Annotated in this window: 11 protein-coding genes, 2 pseudogenes and 1 CRISPR repeat array; of the genes and pseudogenes, 1 reads left to right on the forward strand and 12 read right to left on the reverse strand. The window is 66.8% G+C overall.

All coding sequences use genetic code 11. The features are described 5' to 3' along the window. Positions 1-117: 117 nt before the first annotated feature. From F1643_RS15410 to F1643_RS15430, 5 genes are read right to left on the reverse strand one after another with little or no spacing between them, the layout of a single operon-like run. Positions 118-1347, reverse strand: a complete 1230-nt coding sequence (locus F1643_RS15410; protein ID WP_194914088.1) for an ABC transporter substrate-binding protein — start codon at positions 1345-1347, stop codon at positions 118-120. Between the two features lie 31 nt (positions 1348-1378). After that, positions 1379-2845, reverse strand: coding sequence for an FAD-dependent oxidoreductase (locus F1643_RS15415; RefSeq protein ID WP_194914091.1), 1467 nt, complete (start codon positions 2843-2845; stop codon positions 1379-1381). Positions 2846-2890: 45 nt separating this feature from the next. Next, the gene (locus F1643_RS15420) at positions 2891-4129 is read right to left on the reverse strand and encodes a CaiB/BaiF CoA-transferase family protein (protein ID WP_194914092.1); all 1239 of its coding nucleotides are present in this window, start codon (positions 4127-4129) and stop codon (positions 2891-2893) included. Then, entirely contained in the window at positions 4126-4953 is an 828-nt protein-coding gene (locus tag F1643_RS15425; protein ID WP_194914093.1) for a citryl-CoA lyase, read from the reverse strand. The genes F1643_RS15420 and F1643_RS15425 overlap by 4 nt, the downstream gene beginning before the upstream one ends. Positions 4954-4991: 38 nt before the next feature. After that, positions 4992-6470: an aldehyde dehydrogenase gene (locus F1643_RS15430; protein ID WP_194914094.1), complete on the reverse strand. Its 1479-nt coding sequence runs from the start codon at positions 6468-6470 to the stop codon at positions 4992-4994. Between the two features lie 193 nt (positions 6471-6663). Here F1643_RS15430 and F1643_RS15435 point away from each other — a divergent pair, with 193 nt between their 5' ends. Further along, a complete protein-coding gene (locus tag F1643_RS15435) occupies positions 6664-7392 on the forward strand; it encodes an IclR family transcriptional regulator (RefSeq protein ID WP_194914095.1) in 729 nt (242 codons plus the stop codon). Between the two features lie 100 nt (positions 7393-7492). Here F1643_RS15435 and F1643_RS15440 read toward each other — a convergent pair. The 7 genes and pseudogenes from F1643_RS15440 to cas5c all read right to left on the reverse strand — a co-directional run. Further along, a pseudogene (locus tag F1643_RS15440) lies at positions 7493-7733 on the reverse strand (integrase core domain-containing protein); the annotation flags it as partial. 263 nt (positions 7734-7996) lie between these two features. Beyond that, positions 7997-10738: direct repeats of the CRISPR family, unit length 32 nt; unit sequence GTTTCAATCCACGCCCCCGCACGGAGGGCGAC. 203 nt (positions 10739-10941) lie between these two features. After that, positions 10942-11232: a CRISPR-associated endonuclease Cas2 gene (gene cas2 / locus F1643_RS15445; RefSeq protein WP_194914096.1), complete on the reverse strand. Its 291-nt coding sequence runs from the start codon at positions 11230-11232 to the stop codon at positions 10942-10944. Positions 11233-11242: 10 nt separating this feature from the next. Then, positions 11243-12280, reverse strand: a complete 1038-nt coding sequence (gene cas1c, locus F1643_RS15450; protein WP_194914097.1) for a type I-C CRISPR-associated endonuclease Cas1c — start codon at positions 12278-12280, stop codon at positions 11243-11245. Further along, complete coding sequence (cas4, locus tag F1643_RS15455) at positions 12277-12675, reverse strand: CRISPR-associated protein Cas4 (RefSeq protein ID WP_370540630.1); 399 nt, start codon at positions 12673-12675, stop codon at positions 12277-12279. Before cas4 ends, cas1c begins: the two co-directional genes overlap by 4 nt. 281 nt (positions 12676-12956) lie before the next feature. Continuing rightward, positions 12957-13785, reverse strand: a pseudogene (gene cas7c, locus F1643_RS15460) (type I-C CRISPR-associated protein Cas7/Csd2). Then, on the reverse strand, positions 13689-15695 hold the full coding sequence (gene cas8c / locus F1643_RS23445) for a type I-C CRISPR-associated protein Cas8c/Csd1 (protein WP_370540631.1): 2007 nt from the start codon (positions 15693-15695) through the stop codon (positions 13689-13691). The pseudogene cas7c and the gene cas8c overlap by 97 nt, the downstream one beginning before the upstream one ends. Beyond that, a complete protein-coding gene (gene cas5c / locus F1643_RS15465; protein WP_194914098.1) occupies positions 15692-16387 on the reverse strand; it encodes a type I-C CRISPR-associated protein Cas5c in 696 nt (231 codons plus the stop codon). The genes cas8c and cas5c overlap by 4 nt, the downstream gene beginning before the upstream one ends. Positions 16388-17178: the final 791 nt, after the last annotated feature.

Below are 17178 nucleotides of genomic sequence, written 5' to 3' on the forward strand. Positions count from 1 at the left end.
CTAAGCAATCGGCCCCCCGGCTCAACTTCGTTTATGTAAGCGGGGCATTACCATCGGTTATGGGTCGCCGGAGTGCCGGGCCCCAGGCGGGCGGCCCGGCACCCCGGCGGGCGCCGCTCACATCTTCTTGACCGACGGGCAGTCGCTTTCCGACAGCGGCCGGTAGGCACGCTCGGCGGGAATGCTGCGGACCAGCTTGTAATAGTCCCAGGGCGCCTTGGACTCGGCCGGGGGCTTGACCTGGAACAGGTACATGTCGCGCAGCACCCGGCCGTCCTCGCGCACGGTGCCGTTCTTGGTCATGAAGTCGTTCACGGGGGTCGCCTTCATCGTCTTCATGACGCTGGGAGCCGCGTCGGTCCCGGCGGACTTGATGGCTTTCAGGTAATGGCTGACTGCGCCATAGACGCCGGCCTGATAGAAGGTCGGCATCGCCTTGCGTTCTTCGAAGAAACGTTTGGAGAAGGCGCGCGTCTCGTCGTTCATGTCCCAGTAGAAGGGCGTCGTCAACATGATGCCCTGCGTCGAGGGCAGGCCCAGCGCATGGACCTCGCTGATGGCGAGCAGCAGCGCCACGATGTTCTTGCCCGACTGGCCGAGGCCGAATTCCGCCGCCTGCTTGATGGCGTTCTGGGTGTCCGCCCCGGCGGTTGCCAGCGCCACGACCTTGGCCGGCGACGCTTGTGCCTGCAGCAGGAAGGACGAGAAGTCGGCATTGTTGGCTGGCATCCTGACGCTTCCCAGCACCTTGCCTTTCTGGCTTTCGACGACGGCGCCGGTGTCGCGCTCCAGCGCATGGCCGAAGGCATAATCGGAGGTCAGGAAGTACCAGCTGTCGAAGCCGGAGGCGACCACCGCCTCGCCGGTCACATGGGCGAGCGCATAGGTGTCGTAGGTCCAATGAAGCCCATTCGGCGTGCAGGCCTTGCCGGTCAGGTCGGAACTGGCCGGCGATGAGAAGATGGCGACGCGATTCTTCTCCTTGGTGATCTGCTGCACCGCCAGCGCGACGGCGGAGTTCGGCACGTCGATGATGGCGTCGACCTGATCGACGTCGTACCAGCGCCGTGCCGTCGAGGCGCCGATGTCGGCCTTGTTCTGGTGGTCGGCGAAGATCAGTTCGACGGGCGTGCCGTTGACGGCCCCGCCGGCATCCTTGACCGCCATCTGCGCGGCGACGATCGAACCTTGTCCGGTGCTGTCGGACAGCTGGCCCGATAGATCGGTCAGAATGCCGATCTTGATCTTGCCGTCGCTGTAGGCGGCGCTTTGCGCAAGCGCCGGCTGATGCAAGGCATGGGCGAGCAGACAGGCGGCAACAGCCGCCGTCACGGCGTAACGGTTCATGAGATCCTCCCTGGGGATTTTTTATGGATGGTCAGCCGGCGTCCCTGGACGCGGCGGCATGCTGGGCGGCCAATCGACCGAACACGGCACCGCGCAGGACCGAGGTCGAGCCAGTATAGACTTGGTGGTAGAGGCCCACCGTCTCGCCCGCCGCATAGAGGCCCGGCATCGGGCGGCCGTTGCCGTCCAGCACGCGGGCATCGACATCCACCTTCAATCCGCCGAAGGTGAAGCAGTTGGCCGACACGATGGGGAAGGCCCTGAATGGTCCCTTGACCAGCGGACGCGCCCAGTTGGTCTTGGCCGGGACCAGGCCGGTGGTCGCCAGACCGTCCACCCGTGTCGGGTCGAATCCGGCGGCATCGGCCGGACAGGCCGCGTTGTAGGCGGCGACCGTCGCCATCGTGGCGTCGGGCGGCAGTCCAAGCTTGTCGACGAGGGCTTCCAGCGTCGGCGCTTCGATGGCCGGCACGTCGCTGCGGATGCTGGCGCGCCAGCGCGGGATGTCCTCCACCTGATCGTCGAACAGGACATAAGCGATCCCGTCCGGTTGGTCGGCGACGATGCGGGTGATGTGATCGTAGGTGGCGTCGGCGGTGCCCGGCGCCTCGTCGAGGAAGCGCTCGCCGCGCTTGTTGACCAGCACGCCATAGGGCCAGATGAAGATTACCGCTTCCGGCTGGCGCGACCGCGGGTCGACCGGTTCGGCATGGTAGGAGCCGAAATCGCCGGCCGCCGCCGCCCCGGCGTCAAGCGCCATGCGAATGCCCTCGCCGCGATTGTAGTAACCGCCGCGCGCCACCGGCCGCACATGCTTGGCGCGTTGGCCCATGTAGCGGGTCATCATCTCCGAATTGCCCTGATAGCCGCCCGACGCCAGGATTGTCGATTTGCCACGGATGGCGACGCGCAGCCCGTCCGTCCCGGAGGCATAGACGCCGCCGACGCGGCCCTGGTCGTCGCGCAGCAGGTCGAGCGCGGTGGTGCGGTAGAGCACGCGGGCGCCCAGCGCCTTCGCCTCCGCCATCAGGCGTTCGATCAGGGCGAGGCCGCCGCCCTGCGCCGCGATGCGCTGGGTGTTCTGGGTCAGCAGATAGATCGGCTGCGGTTCGAACCGCAGGCCGAAGCCCTTCAGCCAGGCGATGGTCGGCGTCACCCGCTCGGCGAAGCGGGAGATCACCTCCGGATCGGGGAAGGGGTGGGCCTTCACATAGTCCGGCCAATGCTCGTAGGGTTCGGCGGCGGCGGCCAGCACGTTCGGGTCGATGTTCAGCCCGGCGTTGGCGGCGAAATGCTCCTCGAAATCGTCGGAGATCTCCGAATCGTTCTTCATCCGCATATAGGCTTCGGTCCAGCGCGAGTTGCCGCCGAAATCCTCCTCGGGCGCCCGCTCCAGCAGGGTGACCGACAGGCCGGTCTGCAGCGCCGTCACCGCCGCCGAAAGCCCGGCGATACCGCAGCCGACGATGACCAGATCGCTGATGGCGTGCTCAGACATCCGTGTTTCCTCCGTCATTGCTTTCCTCTCCCGACCTGTCCCGCATCATCCCGCGAGGCGCTGTTGGTTGCTGTCGGCTTCGCTGTCGGCGACGACGATCCCGGCTTCCGTCAGTTGCTCGATCGCCGCGGGACCGTAGCCGAGTTCGGCCAGCACCGCGCGCGTATCCTGACCGACGCGCGGCGGATCGCGGCGGATCGCCAGATCGGCATCCGCCACGTGGATCGGCAACCGCGGCAGGGCGGTCCGCACCCCGTTGGGCAGTGTGGTCGGCATCAGCCCGCCGGTGGCCCGCAGATGCGGGTCCTCGAACAGATCCTCCGGCCGGGCGATGGGTGCGAAGGGAATGCGGGCGCGCTCGCACACCGACACCGCCTCGTCCATCGACAGGCTGCCGAACAGCCCGGTCAGCAGCGGCAGCAGGCGCGGCCGGGCGGCGATGCGGTCGTTGTTGGTGCGGAAGTCCGGGTCATCGCGCAGGTCCGGCCGGTCGATGACGGCGCAGAAGCGCTCCCAATGGCTGTCGGTGGTGATGCCGACGAAGATCGGCCGCCCGTCGGCTGTGCGGAAAGTCTCGTAGACGGCCCAAGCCGACACGCGCTCCGGCATCGGCGGGATCGGCCCGTCCGACTGGGCGGCGTAGCAGAGATGCTGCCCCATCAGGAACACCGTGGTCTCGAACAGGGCGGTTTCGATGGTCTGGCCCTTGCCGGTCTGCTCACGATCGCGCAGTGCAACCAGGATGGCGATGACCGCGAACATGCCGCCGGTGATGTCCACGACCGAGGTGCCGGCCCGCAGCGGCCGGCCGCTCGGCCCGGTCATGTAGGCCAGGCCAGTCATCATCTGCACCACCTCGTCCAGCGCGAGGCGGCCGGCATAGGGGCCGTCGAGGAAGCCCTTCAGGCTGGCATAGATCAGGCGAGGGTTGACGCGGGCCAGCGCGCCGGCGCCCAGCCCCAGCCGTTCCATCGTGCCGGGGGCGAAATTCTCCACCAGCACGTCGGCATCGGCGACGAGACGATGCGCGATGTCGCGGCCTTCCGGCGTCTTCAGATCGACGGCGACGGAGCGCTTGTTGCGGTTGAAATAGCCGAAATAGCCGGTGCCGAAGCCCTTCAGATGGCGGGTCGGCTCGCCGTTGGGCACCGGCTCGATCTTCACCACGTCGGCGCCGAGGTCGGCGAGGATCATGGCGCAGGACGGTCCCATCACCGTATGGCCGAAATCGAGGATTTTGACGCCGGCCAGCGGAAGCGTTTTGCCGAGGGATTGGTCGGTCATGCGCCGTCTCCTGGAAGCGGACGCGGCGACGCCCCGTCATAGCGGTAGGGGATGGACGGCGGCATCGGCCCCTTGATGCGGCCGCCCTGCTGCGACTGTTCCCAGGCGTGCGCCATGATGCCGACCGAGCGCGACAGCACGAACAGCCCACGCCCGAGCCCAGGAGGGAAGCCGAGTTCGGCGAACACTACAGCGGTGGCGCCGTCGATGTTCATCGGAAGGCGCTTGCCCTTGCGCGCGGCAAGCGCATCCTCCACCGCGCGGCCGATGGCGGCGGCCTCTCCGGTCACGGCGCCCTCCCCCCTCGCCGCATCCACCAGGGCCAGCAGCCGGCCGGCGCGGGGATCGACGGGGTGGAAGCGATGGCCGAAGCCGGGGATATGCTCGCGCCGCTCCAGCCGGGCGGCGATCTCGCTTTCCGCCGCCCCGGCCACGGACATGCCTTCGGTCACGCTGGCGGCGACGGCGGCGTACAGCTCCATGCATTGCTGGCCGGCGCCGCCATGGACGTCGCCCAGCGCGTTGATGCCGGACGCCATGGCGTTGTTCAGCCCGACGCCGCAGGTGGCGGCCATGCGGGCTGTGGCGATGGACGGAGCCTGCGGTCCGTGATCCACCGCCGCCACCAGTGCTGCACCCAGCAGCCGGCCCTGCGCCGGTGTCGGCAACTCTCCGCGCAGCATCAGCCAGACCATGTCGGGAAAGCCGATCGTGCCGATCAGCTCCTCGATGGCGTAGCCGCGCACCCGGATCGAGCCCGGATGGATGTCGATGATCGACGTCCGCCACCAGCCGGTGGCGCTATCGATGGTCGCTTCGGACATGGGAATGCTCCCGGAGGGCTCCCTTCGCAGGCTCGGCCTCAGCCGAGCACGAAGGGGTTGGCGCGGTTGGGTTTGGTGGTGATCCAGACACTCTTGGTCTGGAGATATTCCTTGATCGCCTCCACTCCGCCCTCGCGGCCGAGACCGGAGCGCTTGTAGCCGCCGAAGGGCGTGGTGAAACTGGTGGAGCGGTAGTTGTTCACCCACACCGTCCCGGCGCGCAGCCGGTCGACGCAGTACATCGCGCGGTGCAGGTCGCGCGTCCACACGCCCGCCGCCAGACCGAACTCGACGTCGTTGGCGATGCGCAGCGCATCGTCCTCGTCCTCGAAGGGTATGACGCATAGGACCGGGCCGAACACCTCTTCCTGGGCAATGCGCATGTCGTTGCGCACCTGGGTGAAGATGGTCGGCGCCACGAACTGCCCCTGGCCGTAGTCCGGTCCCGACAAGGCATGGCCGCCGAGCGCGCAGACTGCACCCTCCTGCTTCGCCATCTCGATCATCCGCAGGATCTTCTCCCACTGCGGACGGGTGGCGATGGGGCCGATCTGCGTGTCCATTTTGGACGGGTCGCCGATGCGCGCCTCGCCAGCCGCCGCGACCAGCTTCTCGACGAAGGCATCGTGGATGGACTTCTGGACCAGCAGGCGCGAACCGGCCATGCAGGTCTGTCCCGAGGCGCCGAACACGCCGGAGATGGCGCCCTTCACCGCCTGATCGAGGTCGGCGTCGTCGAAGACGATGTTCGGCGACTTGCCGCCCAGTTCCAGCGTCACCTTCTTCAGGCCCGGCGCCGCGGCCTCGTTGACGCGCTGGCCGCCGATGTCGCCGCCGGTGAAGGCGATCTTGGCTGTCAGGGGATGACGCACCAGCGGCTCGCCCACCTCCGCACCGAATCCGGTCACGACATTCACGACGCCACGCGGGAAACCCGCCTCATGCGCCAGCTTCGCCAGCTCCAAAATGGAGGCGGAGGTGTATTCCGACGGCTTGATGACGATGGTGTTTCCGGCTGCCAACGCCGGCGCCATCTTCCAGGTGGTCAGCGCCAGCGGCGAATTCCACGGCGTGATGGCGACGACGACGCCAAGCGGCTCGTACTTCACATAGTTGAAGACGTCGGCCTTGTTGATCGGCACGACGGCGCCCTGAACCTTGTCGGCGAGCCCTGCATAGTAATGGAACCATTGGGCGACGTTCCGCACTTGCCCGCTGACCTCAGCCATCAGCTTGCCGTTGTCGCGCTGCTCGATGGCTCCCAGCCGGTCGACGTTGTTCTCGATCAGCTCGGCCAGCCGGCGCAGCAGGGCACCGCGCTGGGTCGCGGTCAGTCCGGCCCAGTCCGGGGACAGGAAGGTACGGTGCGCCGCCTCGACCGCGCGGTCGGCATCGGCCTGCATGCCGCGCGGGATCTCCGCCCAGGCCCGCCCCGAAAAGGGCTCCGTCGTTTCAAACCACTCGTTGGAAACCGGATCGCACCAGTCCCCATCGATGAACAGCTTGTAGCGTTCCACCCTTCGCCTCGCAAAAGTTCTGTTAGATAGAACCGTGTTTCATCTAAGAGAACATGGGAGGGCGAATTGCGTCAAGCCCGAACCATTCGTTCTCGTACTTTTCTGAAGTCCGGCACTTGCTCCGGCCGTCCTTGACGGCTGATGGTGGTGTCGGGGAAGAATGCGCGCCGAGGCCGCCATCGAAGGGTGCGATATGACCGACGCGAAGCCGACTACCACTGCATCCGCCGGGGGGGTGGAGTCCGTCGACCGGGCGCTAAGCATCGTCGGCTGCTTCCAGGCGGGCGACCACGCCTTGAGCCTGACCGAGATCGCGGCACGGACCGGGCTCTACAAGAGCACAATCCTGCGGCTGACCGTTTCGCTGGAAAAGGCCGGCTATCTCGTCCGCCACCAGGACAAGTCTTACCGGCTTGGCCCGGAACTGATGCGGCTGGGGGGGCTCTACCAGCGTTCGCTTCGGCTGGAGGACCATGTCCGGCCGGTGCTGCGCCAGTTGATGCGGGAAAGCGGGGAAAGCGCGTCCTTCTTCCGGCGCGAAGGCGCATGGCGCATCTGCGCGTTCCGCGAGGATTCGACTCAGGCGATCCGCGACCATGTGCACGAAGGCGACCGCCTGCCCCTGGATCGCGGGGCCGCCGGCCATGTGCTTACCCGCTTCGCGGGCGCGGTGTCGGAGGTCGATTTTGCCGCCCTGCCCCTGCTCTCCTTCGGCGAGCGCGAGTCCGAGACCGGGGCCGCCGCCGTGCCGGTCTTTTCACAACGCGAGGGGCTGAGCGGCGCGTTGACGCTATCAGGACCACTGACCCGCTTCACCGAGGAGCGGGTGGCGGTGATGGCGCCCCTGCTGCTAGCGGCCGGCAACCGCCTATCAGAGAGGCTGGGCGGACATTACCCGGATCCGGCGTCACGCTGTGCGTAGGCAACGGCAGCCCAAAGGGCTCTGTAGCAAGGTTTGCCGCCAGGAGGCGGAATGGCTGGACTGAACCGCGCCGGGTTTCCTGGAGGCCATTCGGCTTGAGTCACGCCGCCATGGCGACGTCCTCGGTTTGGGCATAGTAGCGTGCTTCGGCCTCGGCAGGAGGATGGCTGCCGATGGGTACGAGGAGGCGTCGGTGGTTGAACCAGTCTACCCATTCCAGGGTGGCGAACTCGACAGCCCCCAAGGTGCGCCATGCCCCGCGGCGGTGGATCACCTCGGTCTTGTAGAAGGCCGTTGATGGTCTCGGCCAACGCGTTGTCGTAGGAATCGCCACATCGGCCATCATACTACATCTGGCCATTCCGCTCAGGTTCAATGGACTCGGGTGACCGCGCCGCACCATCCGTGGGTGGGACGGGTTGTTCGAGCAATGCGGCGTCTGCGACGTGACGAGGGAACGGATCTGCTCGTTGAAGGGGAGGACGGCCAGCGGCGAGAGATCCCGCTGGCCTGGACTGAAGCCGCCGGTGCCGAGGAGCCTGTCATGCCGGCCCTACGCTTTACGCCCGGAAGCCTGCGGGCCCTCGTCCGGCTGGTCAATGCCTGCCGCACAACCTTGCCCGCACGGAGGGCGACTTAGCCATTATCGGTGGTCCCCTGAATTGAGTTGTTTCAATCCACGCCCCCGCACGGAGGGCGACGAGCCATCCGACGGCATGGCCGCCGGGTTCGCCCCGTTTCAATCCACGCCCCCGCACGGAGGGCGACCGTCACCACCCATGTCGGCGCCGCGACGATCGAGACGTTTCAATCCACGCCCCCGCACGGAGGGCGACCCGGGGGCGGCGACCACTTCACGGACGAACCGGAGTTTCAATCCACGCCCCCGCACGGAGGGCGACTTCTCCGCACAGACGAGCACGCCAATGACCGAAGTTTCAATCCACGCCCCCGCACGGAGGGCGACCAAAGGCTGCCGCCAAGCACCTCGGCGTATGCGAGTTTCAATCCACGCCCCCGCACGGAGGGCGACCAGCCTCTACAGCCGCACCAGCTTCTACGAGGAGTTTCAATCCACGCCCCCGCACGGAGGGCGACCCGGCGGTCCGCTGCGTCGCCACCAGATAGGCGTTGTTTCAATCCACGCCCCCGCACGGAGGGCGACACGCCGAAAGGTGAGCCACCCGGCGCAGGGCGGCGTTTCAATCCACGCCCCCGCACGGAGGGCGACGGGTCGGTGCCGATCAGGGCGGCGATGACGTCGAGTTTCAATCCACGCCCCCGCACGGAGGGCGACCCGTTTTGACCGTCGATGCGCGCGATCTGGAGGCGTTTCAATCCACGCCCCCGCACGGAGGGCGACGCTGCGCTCGCTGGCTCAGTTGACCAAGGCGAACGTTTCAATCCACGCCCCCGCACGGAGGGCGACGCCTGCCCACTTCACGGCGGACGGCGGATACACGTTTCAATCCACGCCCCCGCACGGAGGGCGACCTGAGCGACAACGCGCCGCACTATGACCGGGTGGTTTCAATCCACGCCCCCGCACGGAGGGCGACGGAACGCGCTGGAGATGATACCCGGCGATGCGCCGTTTCAATCCACGCCCCCGCACGGAGGGCGACTTGAAGATGGCCGCGTAGCCCTCATTCGAGGCGTAGTTTCAATCCACGCCCCCGCACGGAGGGCGACCCCGCTCCACGGTTTCGGCGTGGGAGACCGGACAGTTTCAATCCACGCCCCCGCACGGAGGGCGACGCTGCCGTCAGCGCAGGCCGTGACGCACTTGGGGTTTCAATCCACGCCCCCGCACGGAGGGCGACGATGCGGGTGACGCCATCGGTCTTTTCAGGCGCGTTTCAATCCACGCCCCGCACGGAGGGCGACGTGGGCAGGAGAAGCAGCATGAGCGACGTTGGTGGTTTCAATCCACGCCCCCGCACGGAGGGCGACGCGCCTGCCCTGGAGGCCGTTCAATGACCCCGCTTGTTTCAATCCACGCCCCCGCACGGAGGGCGACCGGCGGCCGGGCCGGCCTTGGGCTTGCCCCGGCGGTTTCAATCCACGCCCCCGCACGGAGGGCGACTCGACGCGGCTGGTCAGCTGAATGGCCGTGTACGGGTTTCAATCCACGCCCCCGCACGGAGGGCGACGGAGCCGACGCCGCCGGTCACCGGCACCGCGATGGTTTCAATCCACGCCCCCGCACGGAGGGCGACCACGCTGGACGCCAGTGCGGAACGCGCCGCCCTGTTTCAATCCACGCCCCCGCACGGAGGGCGACCGGTCAACGCCGGCCGCCAGTTCATCGGGATCGAGTTTCAATCCACGCCCCCGCACGGAGGGCGACCCCCGATCTGGGGGGAGTTCATCGCCAGGGTCGAGGTTTCAATCCACGCCCCCGCACGGAGGGCGACGGGCATGGGCAGAGCCGGAGCTTGCCCGCCTCAAGGTTTCAATCCACGCCCCCGCACGGAGGGCGACGAAGGCCGTTGAGCATCTGGTCTACCTGCATGAGTTTCAATCCACGCCCCCGCACGGAGGGCGACCCGGCAGCTTTGGAAGGGCCTGATCCGAGCCGGAGTTTCAATCCACGCCCCCGCACGGAGGGCGACGACAACTGTGGAAGGGCCTGATCCGGGCCGGTGAAGAGTTTCAATCCACGCCCCCGCACGGAGGGCGACAAGCGGGCGGCCTTCACAGCGGCGGAATTGGGGCGGTTTCAATCCACGCCCCCGCACGGAGGGCGACTCTGCGTCAATGCGGCAATGGCGGCGGCGCAGGGTTTCAATCCACGCCCCCGCACGGAGGGCGACGGCGTGAGCGGCATAGACCGGATCGATGGAGCGGAGTTTCAATCCACGCCCCCGCACGGAGGGCGACACGGTGGGCGGAACAATACCGCCGGACGCTTAGACGTTTCAATCCACGCCCCCGCACGGAGGGCGACGCGGTGCCGGCGCTGCTATAGGTAGCGGGCATAGGGTTTCAATCCACGCCCCCGCACGGAGGGCGACGTCACCACCTCCACCCACGTTCCGCCGGTCGGCGTGTTTCAATCCACGCCCCCGCACGGAGGGCGACGGCCAAGGTCCGGGCTGGCGTGTGCCCGAGGGAGGTTTCAATCCACGCCCCCGCACGGAGGGCGACGCCGCCGTGACGCGCTTGCCGGTGCGGTGGCTCGTTTCAATCCACGCCCCCGCACGGAGGGCGACGTCCGTGTCCTCAGGCCCCTGGTCCAAAAGGCAGTTTCAATCCACGCCCCCGCACGGAGGGCGACCGAAGGTCGTTTATACGGGGTCGCAGGGGTGCAAGTTTCAATCCACGCCCCCGCACGGAGGGCGACTGCTTCAGCATAACCGGTTGACGGACCATCGAAAACGGGCTTGATTCTGCGAACCCTGGAAAATTGCTGATGTGGTGGCTGGGGATTGCAGACCGGCACTGCGGAAGTCCGCGATAATTCAAGGGATATCAGAGCGTGCGAACCTGCCGGGGATTCCGTGGCCGCTTGGGGTTCGCGCGAGAGCCGTGCAAGCGCACGCTCGGTTATAGTATGAGGGGCTCGTCCAGGTCAGTCGGCGGGCGGCTGCCGACATGCTCCACCTTGTGCCGTGCCGACGAACCCAGCAGATAAAAGCGCAGGCTGTCGGTCTTGGGGTCGATCAGGTCCAGCAGCCGGGCGCGGAGTGCGGTCCATTGTGCCGGATCCACAGTGCATTCGAACACCGAGAATTGCACCCGCACACCATGGTCCTGGCAAGCCCTCGCCACACGGCGCAGGCGCCGCCGGCCGACCGGGGTTTCGGTGGACACGTCATAGCAAACCAGCACCAGCACGGCTTTGCGCTCACTTCCACAGGAAAGGCGGGTAGGCGTCCAGGTCACCCCGCAGATGCCGCGCCAGCAGCCGGGCCTGGGCGTGCCACATCAGCCCGAACGGCAGCCTCTCGTTCAGGAAGGGATGGGTAAGCTCCTCCTTCCTGCGTTTCTGGTAGGCCACCAGCACAGCCTTGCGCGCGTCGCCGGTCAGGGTCACCGCACCGGTCTCCCCCAGCTCGAAATCCTCCGGCGCCAGTTCCTGCCGGTTGATCAGCGTCAATACCAGCCGGTCCGCGAAAGGCGCGCGGAACTCCTCCACCAGATCGAGCGCCAGCGACGGGCGGCCGGGACGGTCGGCATGCAGGAAACCCACCTGGGGGTCCAGCCCCACCGCCTCCAGCGCGCCGCGCACGTCGTGCGTCAGCAGCGTATAGACGAAGGACAGCAGGCAGTTCACCCGGTCCAGAGGTGGCCGGCGGCTGCGTCCCCGGATGCGCCACTCTTCTCCGTCGCGTCGGATCATGGCGCCGAATGCCGAGAAGTAACAGGCGGCGGCATCGCCTTCGACCCCGCGCAGCCGGTCCACCTCCCCCACCGGATCCTTTGGCCGGTCAAGCTGAGTCAGCGCGCGGCTCAGCGCATCCTCCGCACCCCCCAGCACGTCGCCGGGATCGTCGTGGTCGCGGCGGTGACGACGCAGGACGGTGCGCTGGTTGGCGAGCTTGCCGGCCAGCATGCTGCGGGTGACGGCAGCGGCGCGTTCCGGATCGTCGGCGGACCGGTACTGGGCGCGGCGCAGCAGGACATTGCCGGACACCGGCCCCTCGACCCGGGCCAGGAAGCGGCCGTTCTCGGTCAGGAAGCTCACGCAGACGCCTTGTTCGGCGCAATGACCCAGGATGTAGGGGCTGGCCCCGACGGCGCCGAACGCCATCACCCCCTCCAGCGCCAGCAGCGGCACCAGCGTGCGCGTGCCATCCTCGCGCCGCACTTCGATCGCCTCGCCCTCCTTCGACAGGTAGCTGCCGGGAGTGGTGACATAAAGCGTGTTGAGCAGGCGCTTCACGGATATTCATCCTCCCGAAGGGCACGGGCAAGCCAGCCGGCGGCGGAGCACCCGGTTGACGTCTTCGGCAGGCAGGCAGCTTCCAGCGAGCAGGAGCGGCACTTCGCCCCCGGCTCCGGCGGCGGCGTCACCCCGCCGGCCAGCAGGGCGTGCACTGCTTCCGCCGCCGCCGCCGTCCGGGCGCGCAGGGCGTCGTCGAAGGTCACCTCCTGGCGCCGGCGCGGCTCGCCGTAGAACAGGGCGCCGCGCGGCACCGGCAACCCCAGCATCTCCTCCAGGCACAGCGCCTGGGCGCAGAGCTGCACGCGGTCGGCATCATGGGTCTTGGGCTTGCCGCGCTTGTACTCCACCGGATAGGGCTGCGGCGGACCGGAGCGGCGGACGTGGAACTCCACCACGTCCGCCTTGCCGACCAGCCCCAGCCCAGCCGCAGGCTGCGCAACGCCACGCCGCGGCCGATGCGCACCCCGCGCCGGGTCTCGCCGGGCGCCTCGTCCACCCGTTCGTGCAGCACGCGGCCCTCGGCGGTCAGCAGGTTCTCCGCCCAGGCGTCCTCCAGATGGATCAGCGCGCATTGGCGAGGGCAGAAGACCAGATGCTGCAAAGCCGACAGCGGCACCAGGCCGGAATCGGCATCCGCAGAGGGAGCCGCAGCGGGGGCCGGCTCCGTCATGCCCTACAGCCGCTCCTCGATCTCCACGCCGTCGGGAAGGCCGTCGCGCGCGATGGCGACGGTGTAATCGTCGAACCGGCGCGGGGCGGTGATGCCCTCCTTCAACTGCACCTTCACCCGGTCCAGCAGCGTGTGTGCCGGCGCCTTGCCCAGGGGGGAGCGGTGGCGGAACACCACCAGCCTGCGCGCCGCCATTTCGCCGCGCGCGGCGGAGCGGTCATGGTCGAACATCAGCAGCAGCGACTGGAAGAAGGCCTCCAGGTCGGCGTCGGAAAAGCCGGTCTGCTTCGCCAGATGCGGAGAGATGAAACCGCGCGCCGCATACAGCCCATAGGGCACGATGTATTTGCGGCCCCATGGTGCGGTTGTCGCCATGCTGCTTCTCGGCCTCCGCATCCGTCGTCACCGCCATGCGGGTGACGGCGACCTCGGTCGGAACGATTGCGTCGATGCTCTCCGCGAAGGTCAGCTGCACCGGGCCGCGCACCTGCCCGCAATTGGTGTCCGTCGTCATCACCGCGCCGAAGGTGCGGATATCGAAGAAATTCCGGCACATCCACCCCGTCACCGCGGCGGCGCCGTCGCCCTTCGGCAGCTTCTTGGCATCCGGCTTGATCCCCGTGGCTTCATAGGCGCGGGCATGCTGCTGGTTCAGCACCGCCTTTTCGCGGACATAGATCTCGTAGCCCGGCTCGCTACCGCGGGTCAGCTCGATGAAATTGCGGACCTTGCGCTTCAGGCACACGTCGGTGACCAGCCCCCGCCCGGTCTCCGGGTCCAGGCGCGGCATGTTGCCGGCGTCCGGATCGCCATTCGGGTTGCCGTTGCGCACGTCGAAGAGATAGACGAACTCGATGCGGGACTCGTGAATGCCCATGGCGGCTCACTCCGGGATGGGGATGGTGACGACCGGCGTGTCGTCTTCGATATCGGCGGGATCCGAACCGGCGGATCGGTACCGGGGGCGGCGGCCTTGCCGGTCTTGCGGTCGGCGCGCTCGTGGTAATAGCCGAGGAAGAACAGCCCGCGCTGTTCCAGGTCGAGCGTCGGCGGAAAGCCGGTCAGCGGTCCCTGAATGTCCTGCAGGGCCGCGTCCAGCACGCGGGCGAGGCCGGGCTTTGCCCCGCGCACCTTCTTCAGGTGCTTCTGCGCCAGATCCAGCAGGAACGGGAAGGCGGCGCGCGGCGTGGAGGACGCGGCGCCGATGTGCTTGTCGCGGATGGTGGCGTTCAGGTCGCGCCCATCGGCGGCGGCCTGCTGGATGCGTTCCAGCACCGCGAACAGGCGGCCCAGCCGATAGCCGGGGTCGGTGCGGGTCGGATCGAGGCTCACGAGGCTATCCCCCTCTTGCCCGAGGCCGGCGAGCCGCCGGCGGCGCACCAGCACCGCCTTCAGCAGCGCCATGCGCGGGTGGTTGATCGTGTGGTCGGCGCGGATGCGGTCGAGCAGGACGGCCAGCAGGCTGGCCGGATACGCCCCGCCGCCCAGCACCGCGCGCAGCAGGTCGCCCTGCAGCTTGGCCAGCCCGCGGGTCGTTCGGATCGGCCGGGCGTATTCGCCGTCGCGCCGGTACTTGGCCTTGGTTTCGTTGGCGAGCGCCCAGACGGTGGGACGGCGCGGCTGGTTGTCCCACTGAGTGATCAGGTCCAGGTCGCGGAAATGTTGCGCCAGCCGGTCGGCCATGGCGCCCAGCCCGTCGGCCACCCAGAAGCGCACCGCCAGCCGCGCGGCGTTGCCCGACAGGCCGAGCACGAAGAAGCGCGCCCCGACCTCCTCCGGGAACAGCCCGTCGCGGCCCTTCGCCAGCCGGTCGAGCGCCGCACCGATCTCGCGGACGAGATCCTTGTCCTCCGATTTCTCCTCCGGCCGGCCGAAGACGAGGCCGACATCCGCCTCGAACCGGGTGGGCCGGTCGGTCCAGAACAGGACGGAGACCTCGCCGATGACGATGTGACGCTTGCCCCGCTGGGCCAGCAGATGGTTCAGCACCGCCGTGTAGCCGTGCGCCACCCGCGTGGACATCGGGGCGTTGTCATTGCCCTCCTTTCCATAGGATTTCCAGGCATCCGGCGTAAAGGAAACCAGATAAGCGCCGCTCGACTGTGCTCCCGGTACATTCTTAATGACCGGGTGGGAACCGGCGATGGGTTGCGCCTCCTCACCGGTGACAAGGCACTGTCCCAAGCCGGCGCCCTTCTCCCTCTCGAGCATGTAGTGATCCCAGGCGGCGCGAATCTCCGGCACATCGTGCACGTAGTCCGTTTCGTGGATCAGGCGGAATACCAGGAAGCCTGCAAGGATTTCCGGATCGGCATCGTCAGGAACAGTTCCCGCCTCCCATGTACGGAAGAAATTCAGAACCGCCTTGGCTGCTGGATTTTCGATTCCGGATAGGATTTTTGTGTGCTGCTCCCACTCCGCCGCGAACAGCTGCTGCGCGCGATCAGCTTTCTTCGCCTCCGCGGCACTGCCAAACAGATACGCTGCATTGTCATAAAGAAACCCAGCTTTGATGCCGGATGTGCGCCCGGGCGGCGGTTGCGGCACCGCCATCAGCACGGGGCGTTTGACGATTTTCTTACCGGCTTTCACATCCTCCCGTTCCTCCATGACCCGATAGACGCGGCCATCGGGATGCAGCACGACGCAGCCCGTGACCTTCTCAAAGGAATAACCGAAGGGCGGCAGCTCGCCGGATTCGTACAGCCGCTCGTAATAGCGGAACAGTTCGCTGACGATCATCGCCCGCCCCCGGCGCGGTGGAGGGGCGGCACCTCGATCACCCCGTCCACCAAGGTGGCGCGGAAGAAATGCGGCAAACATTGATCCGTGCAGCGGTGCCGACCATTGATCGATGAACTTTCGTCATGTTCGATGTCGTGCAACATCCAGCCCAGGTCGCGCGTGCCGCGCAGCTCCTCCGCGATTTCGGGCACGCCGTCGACCGGCGCGAACCAGGCGGGAAACTCGCGGCAGCCGAGGCAAGGCTGCCAGATGCACTGGCCGCGCGCAATCCGGCGACGGGCCATTTCCGCATGCTTGCCGGGATTGTCCGCCGCGCCTGCCTTGGCCGTCATCTCGAAATGCGCGTCGATGACATAGCCGACATTGCGCAGCAGGACGCTGGCCCGCTGCTGCCGCTCCTCCTCGGCATACAGCGCCGGGGCTACGCCGCCCGCCATGCCCTGGCGCGCGGTGGCGTAGGATGCCTTGGACCCCACCTCGTTGCGCCGGATGGTGTCGAAGCGGATCGGCTTCAGCACATGGATGCGGTCGATGACCCAGCGGATCGCCGGTTTCCAATGGATCGCCTCCAGCACCCCGCGCGCGGCGGACGGGGTGATGACGTCGTAGGACACGCGCTCCGCCTTCATCTCCGGACGGGAAAACAGGGCGCGCTCGCCCCAGACGTGAACTCGGATGCCTTGGGACATGGTTCTGCTCACCCTGGCGCTGCAAGGGACAATCAAGGATTGGACGTGCAATCAGGACATGTCAACCGAGCGGAGAAAATGCCGCAGGGGAGATGGGGCGGCATGAGCACTTGGACCTTGCTAGTTTGGGGAAGGCCTTGTTGGGAGGCGCTTCAGGTTGGCATCGGACTCTGTCGGATCAGGTCGTGACGTTTTGTGAGTCTTCATTCCCTACAAGGAGCTTGTGATGAAATCGGGGACTCGTTGAGAGAGGCAGTAAGTTTGAACTATGTCGCATCGGACCTCATCGCGCGCTTCCCTCGGCCGTCAAATCCGCGAAGACGGGAATAGGGCCACTACAAACGGTTTGCATTGAAAACCTTGGATCCCCGCCTCCGCGGGGATGACGACCGATAATCGTCGTCAAAGCGCAGGGATTCGTTTGGCAGAATCACGAATCTCCATCATCAGGCCTAATATGCCTCTTCAGAATTTTTGCAATAGTGTCAGCAACACTTTGTATCCGCCCGATTTTTCTCGGATCCGGAGACTGTATTACGTTTACGTTAACCGTAACATTGACGAGATGAGCTATGTTATTCTGTTCACCGCTGGTATTTCTGGCTTGAGTGTCGGGTACCATGGCGCGTCTCCTTAAAATCCCCCCAGCGTAAGCCGGGGGAACAATTCGAGATAACTGCCCCCTGTTTTCTGTACATGTTTCAATCCACCGATCCCGATCTAAATCGGAGTCGGACAACCTTCATATAAAGTTCCATGGAGCATTATCTATGGCCAAAGCTCCGCCTCTA

The sequence above is a fragment of the Azospirillum sp. INR13 genome, from assembly GCF_015390205.1.
Classification (GTDB): Bacteria; Pseudomonadota; Alphaproteobacteria; order Azospirillales; family Azospirillaceae; genus Azospirillum.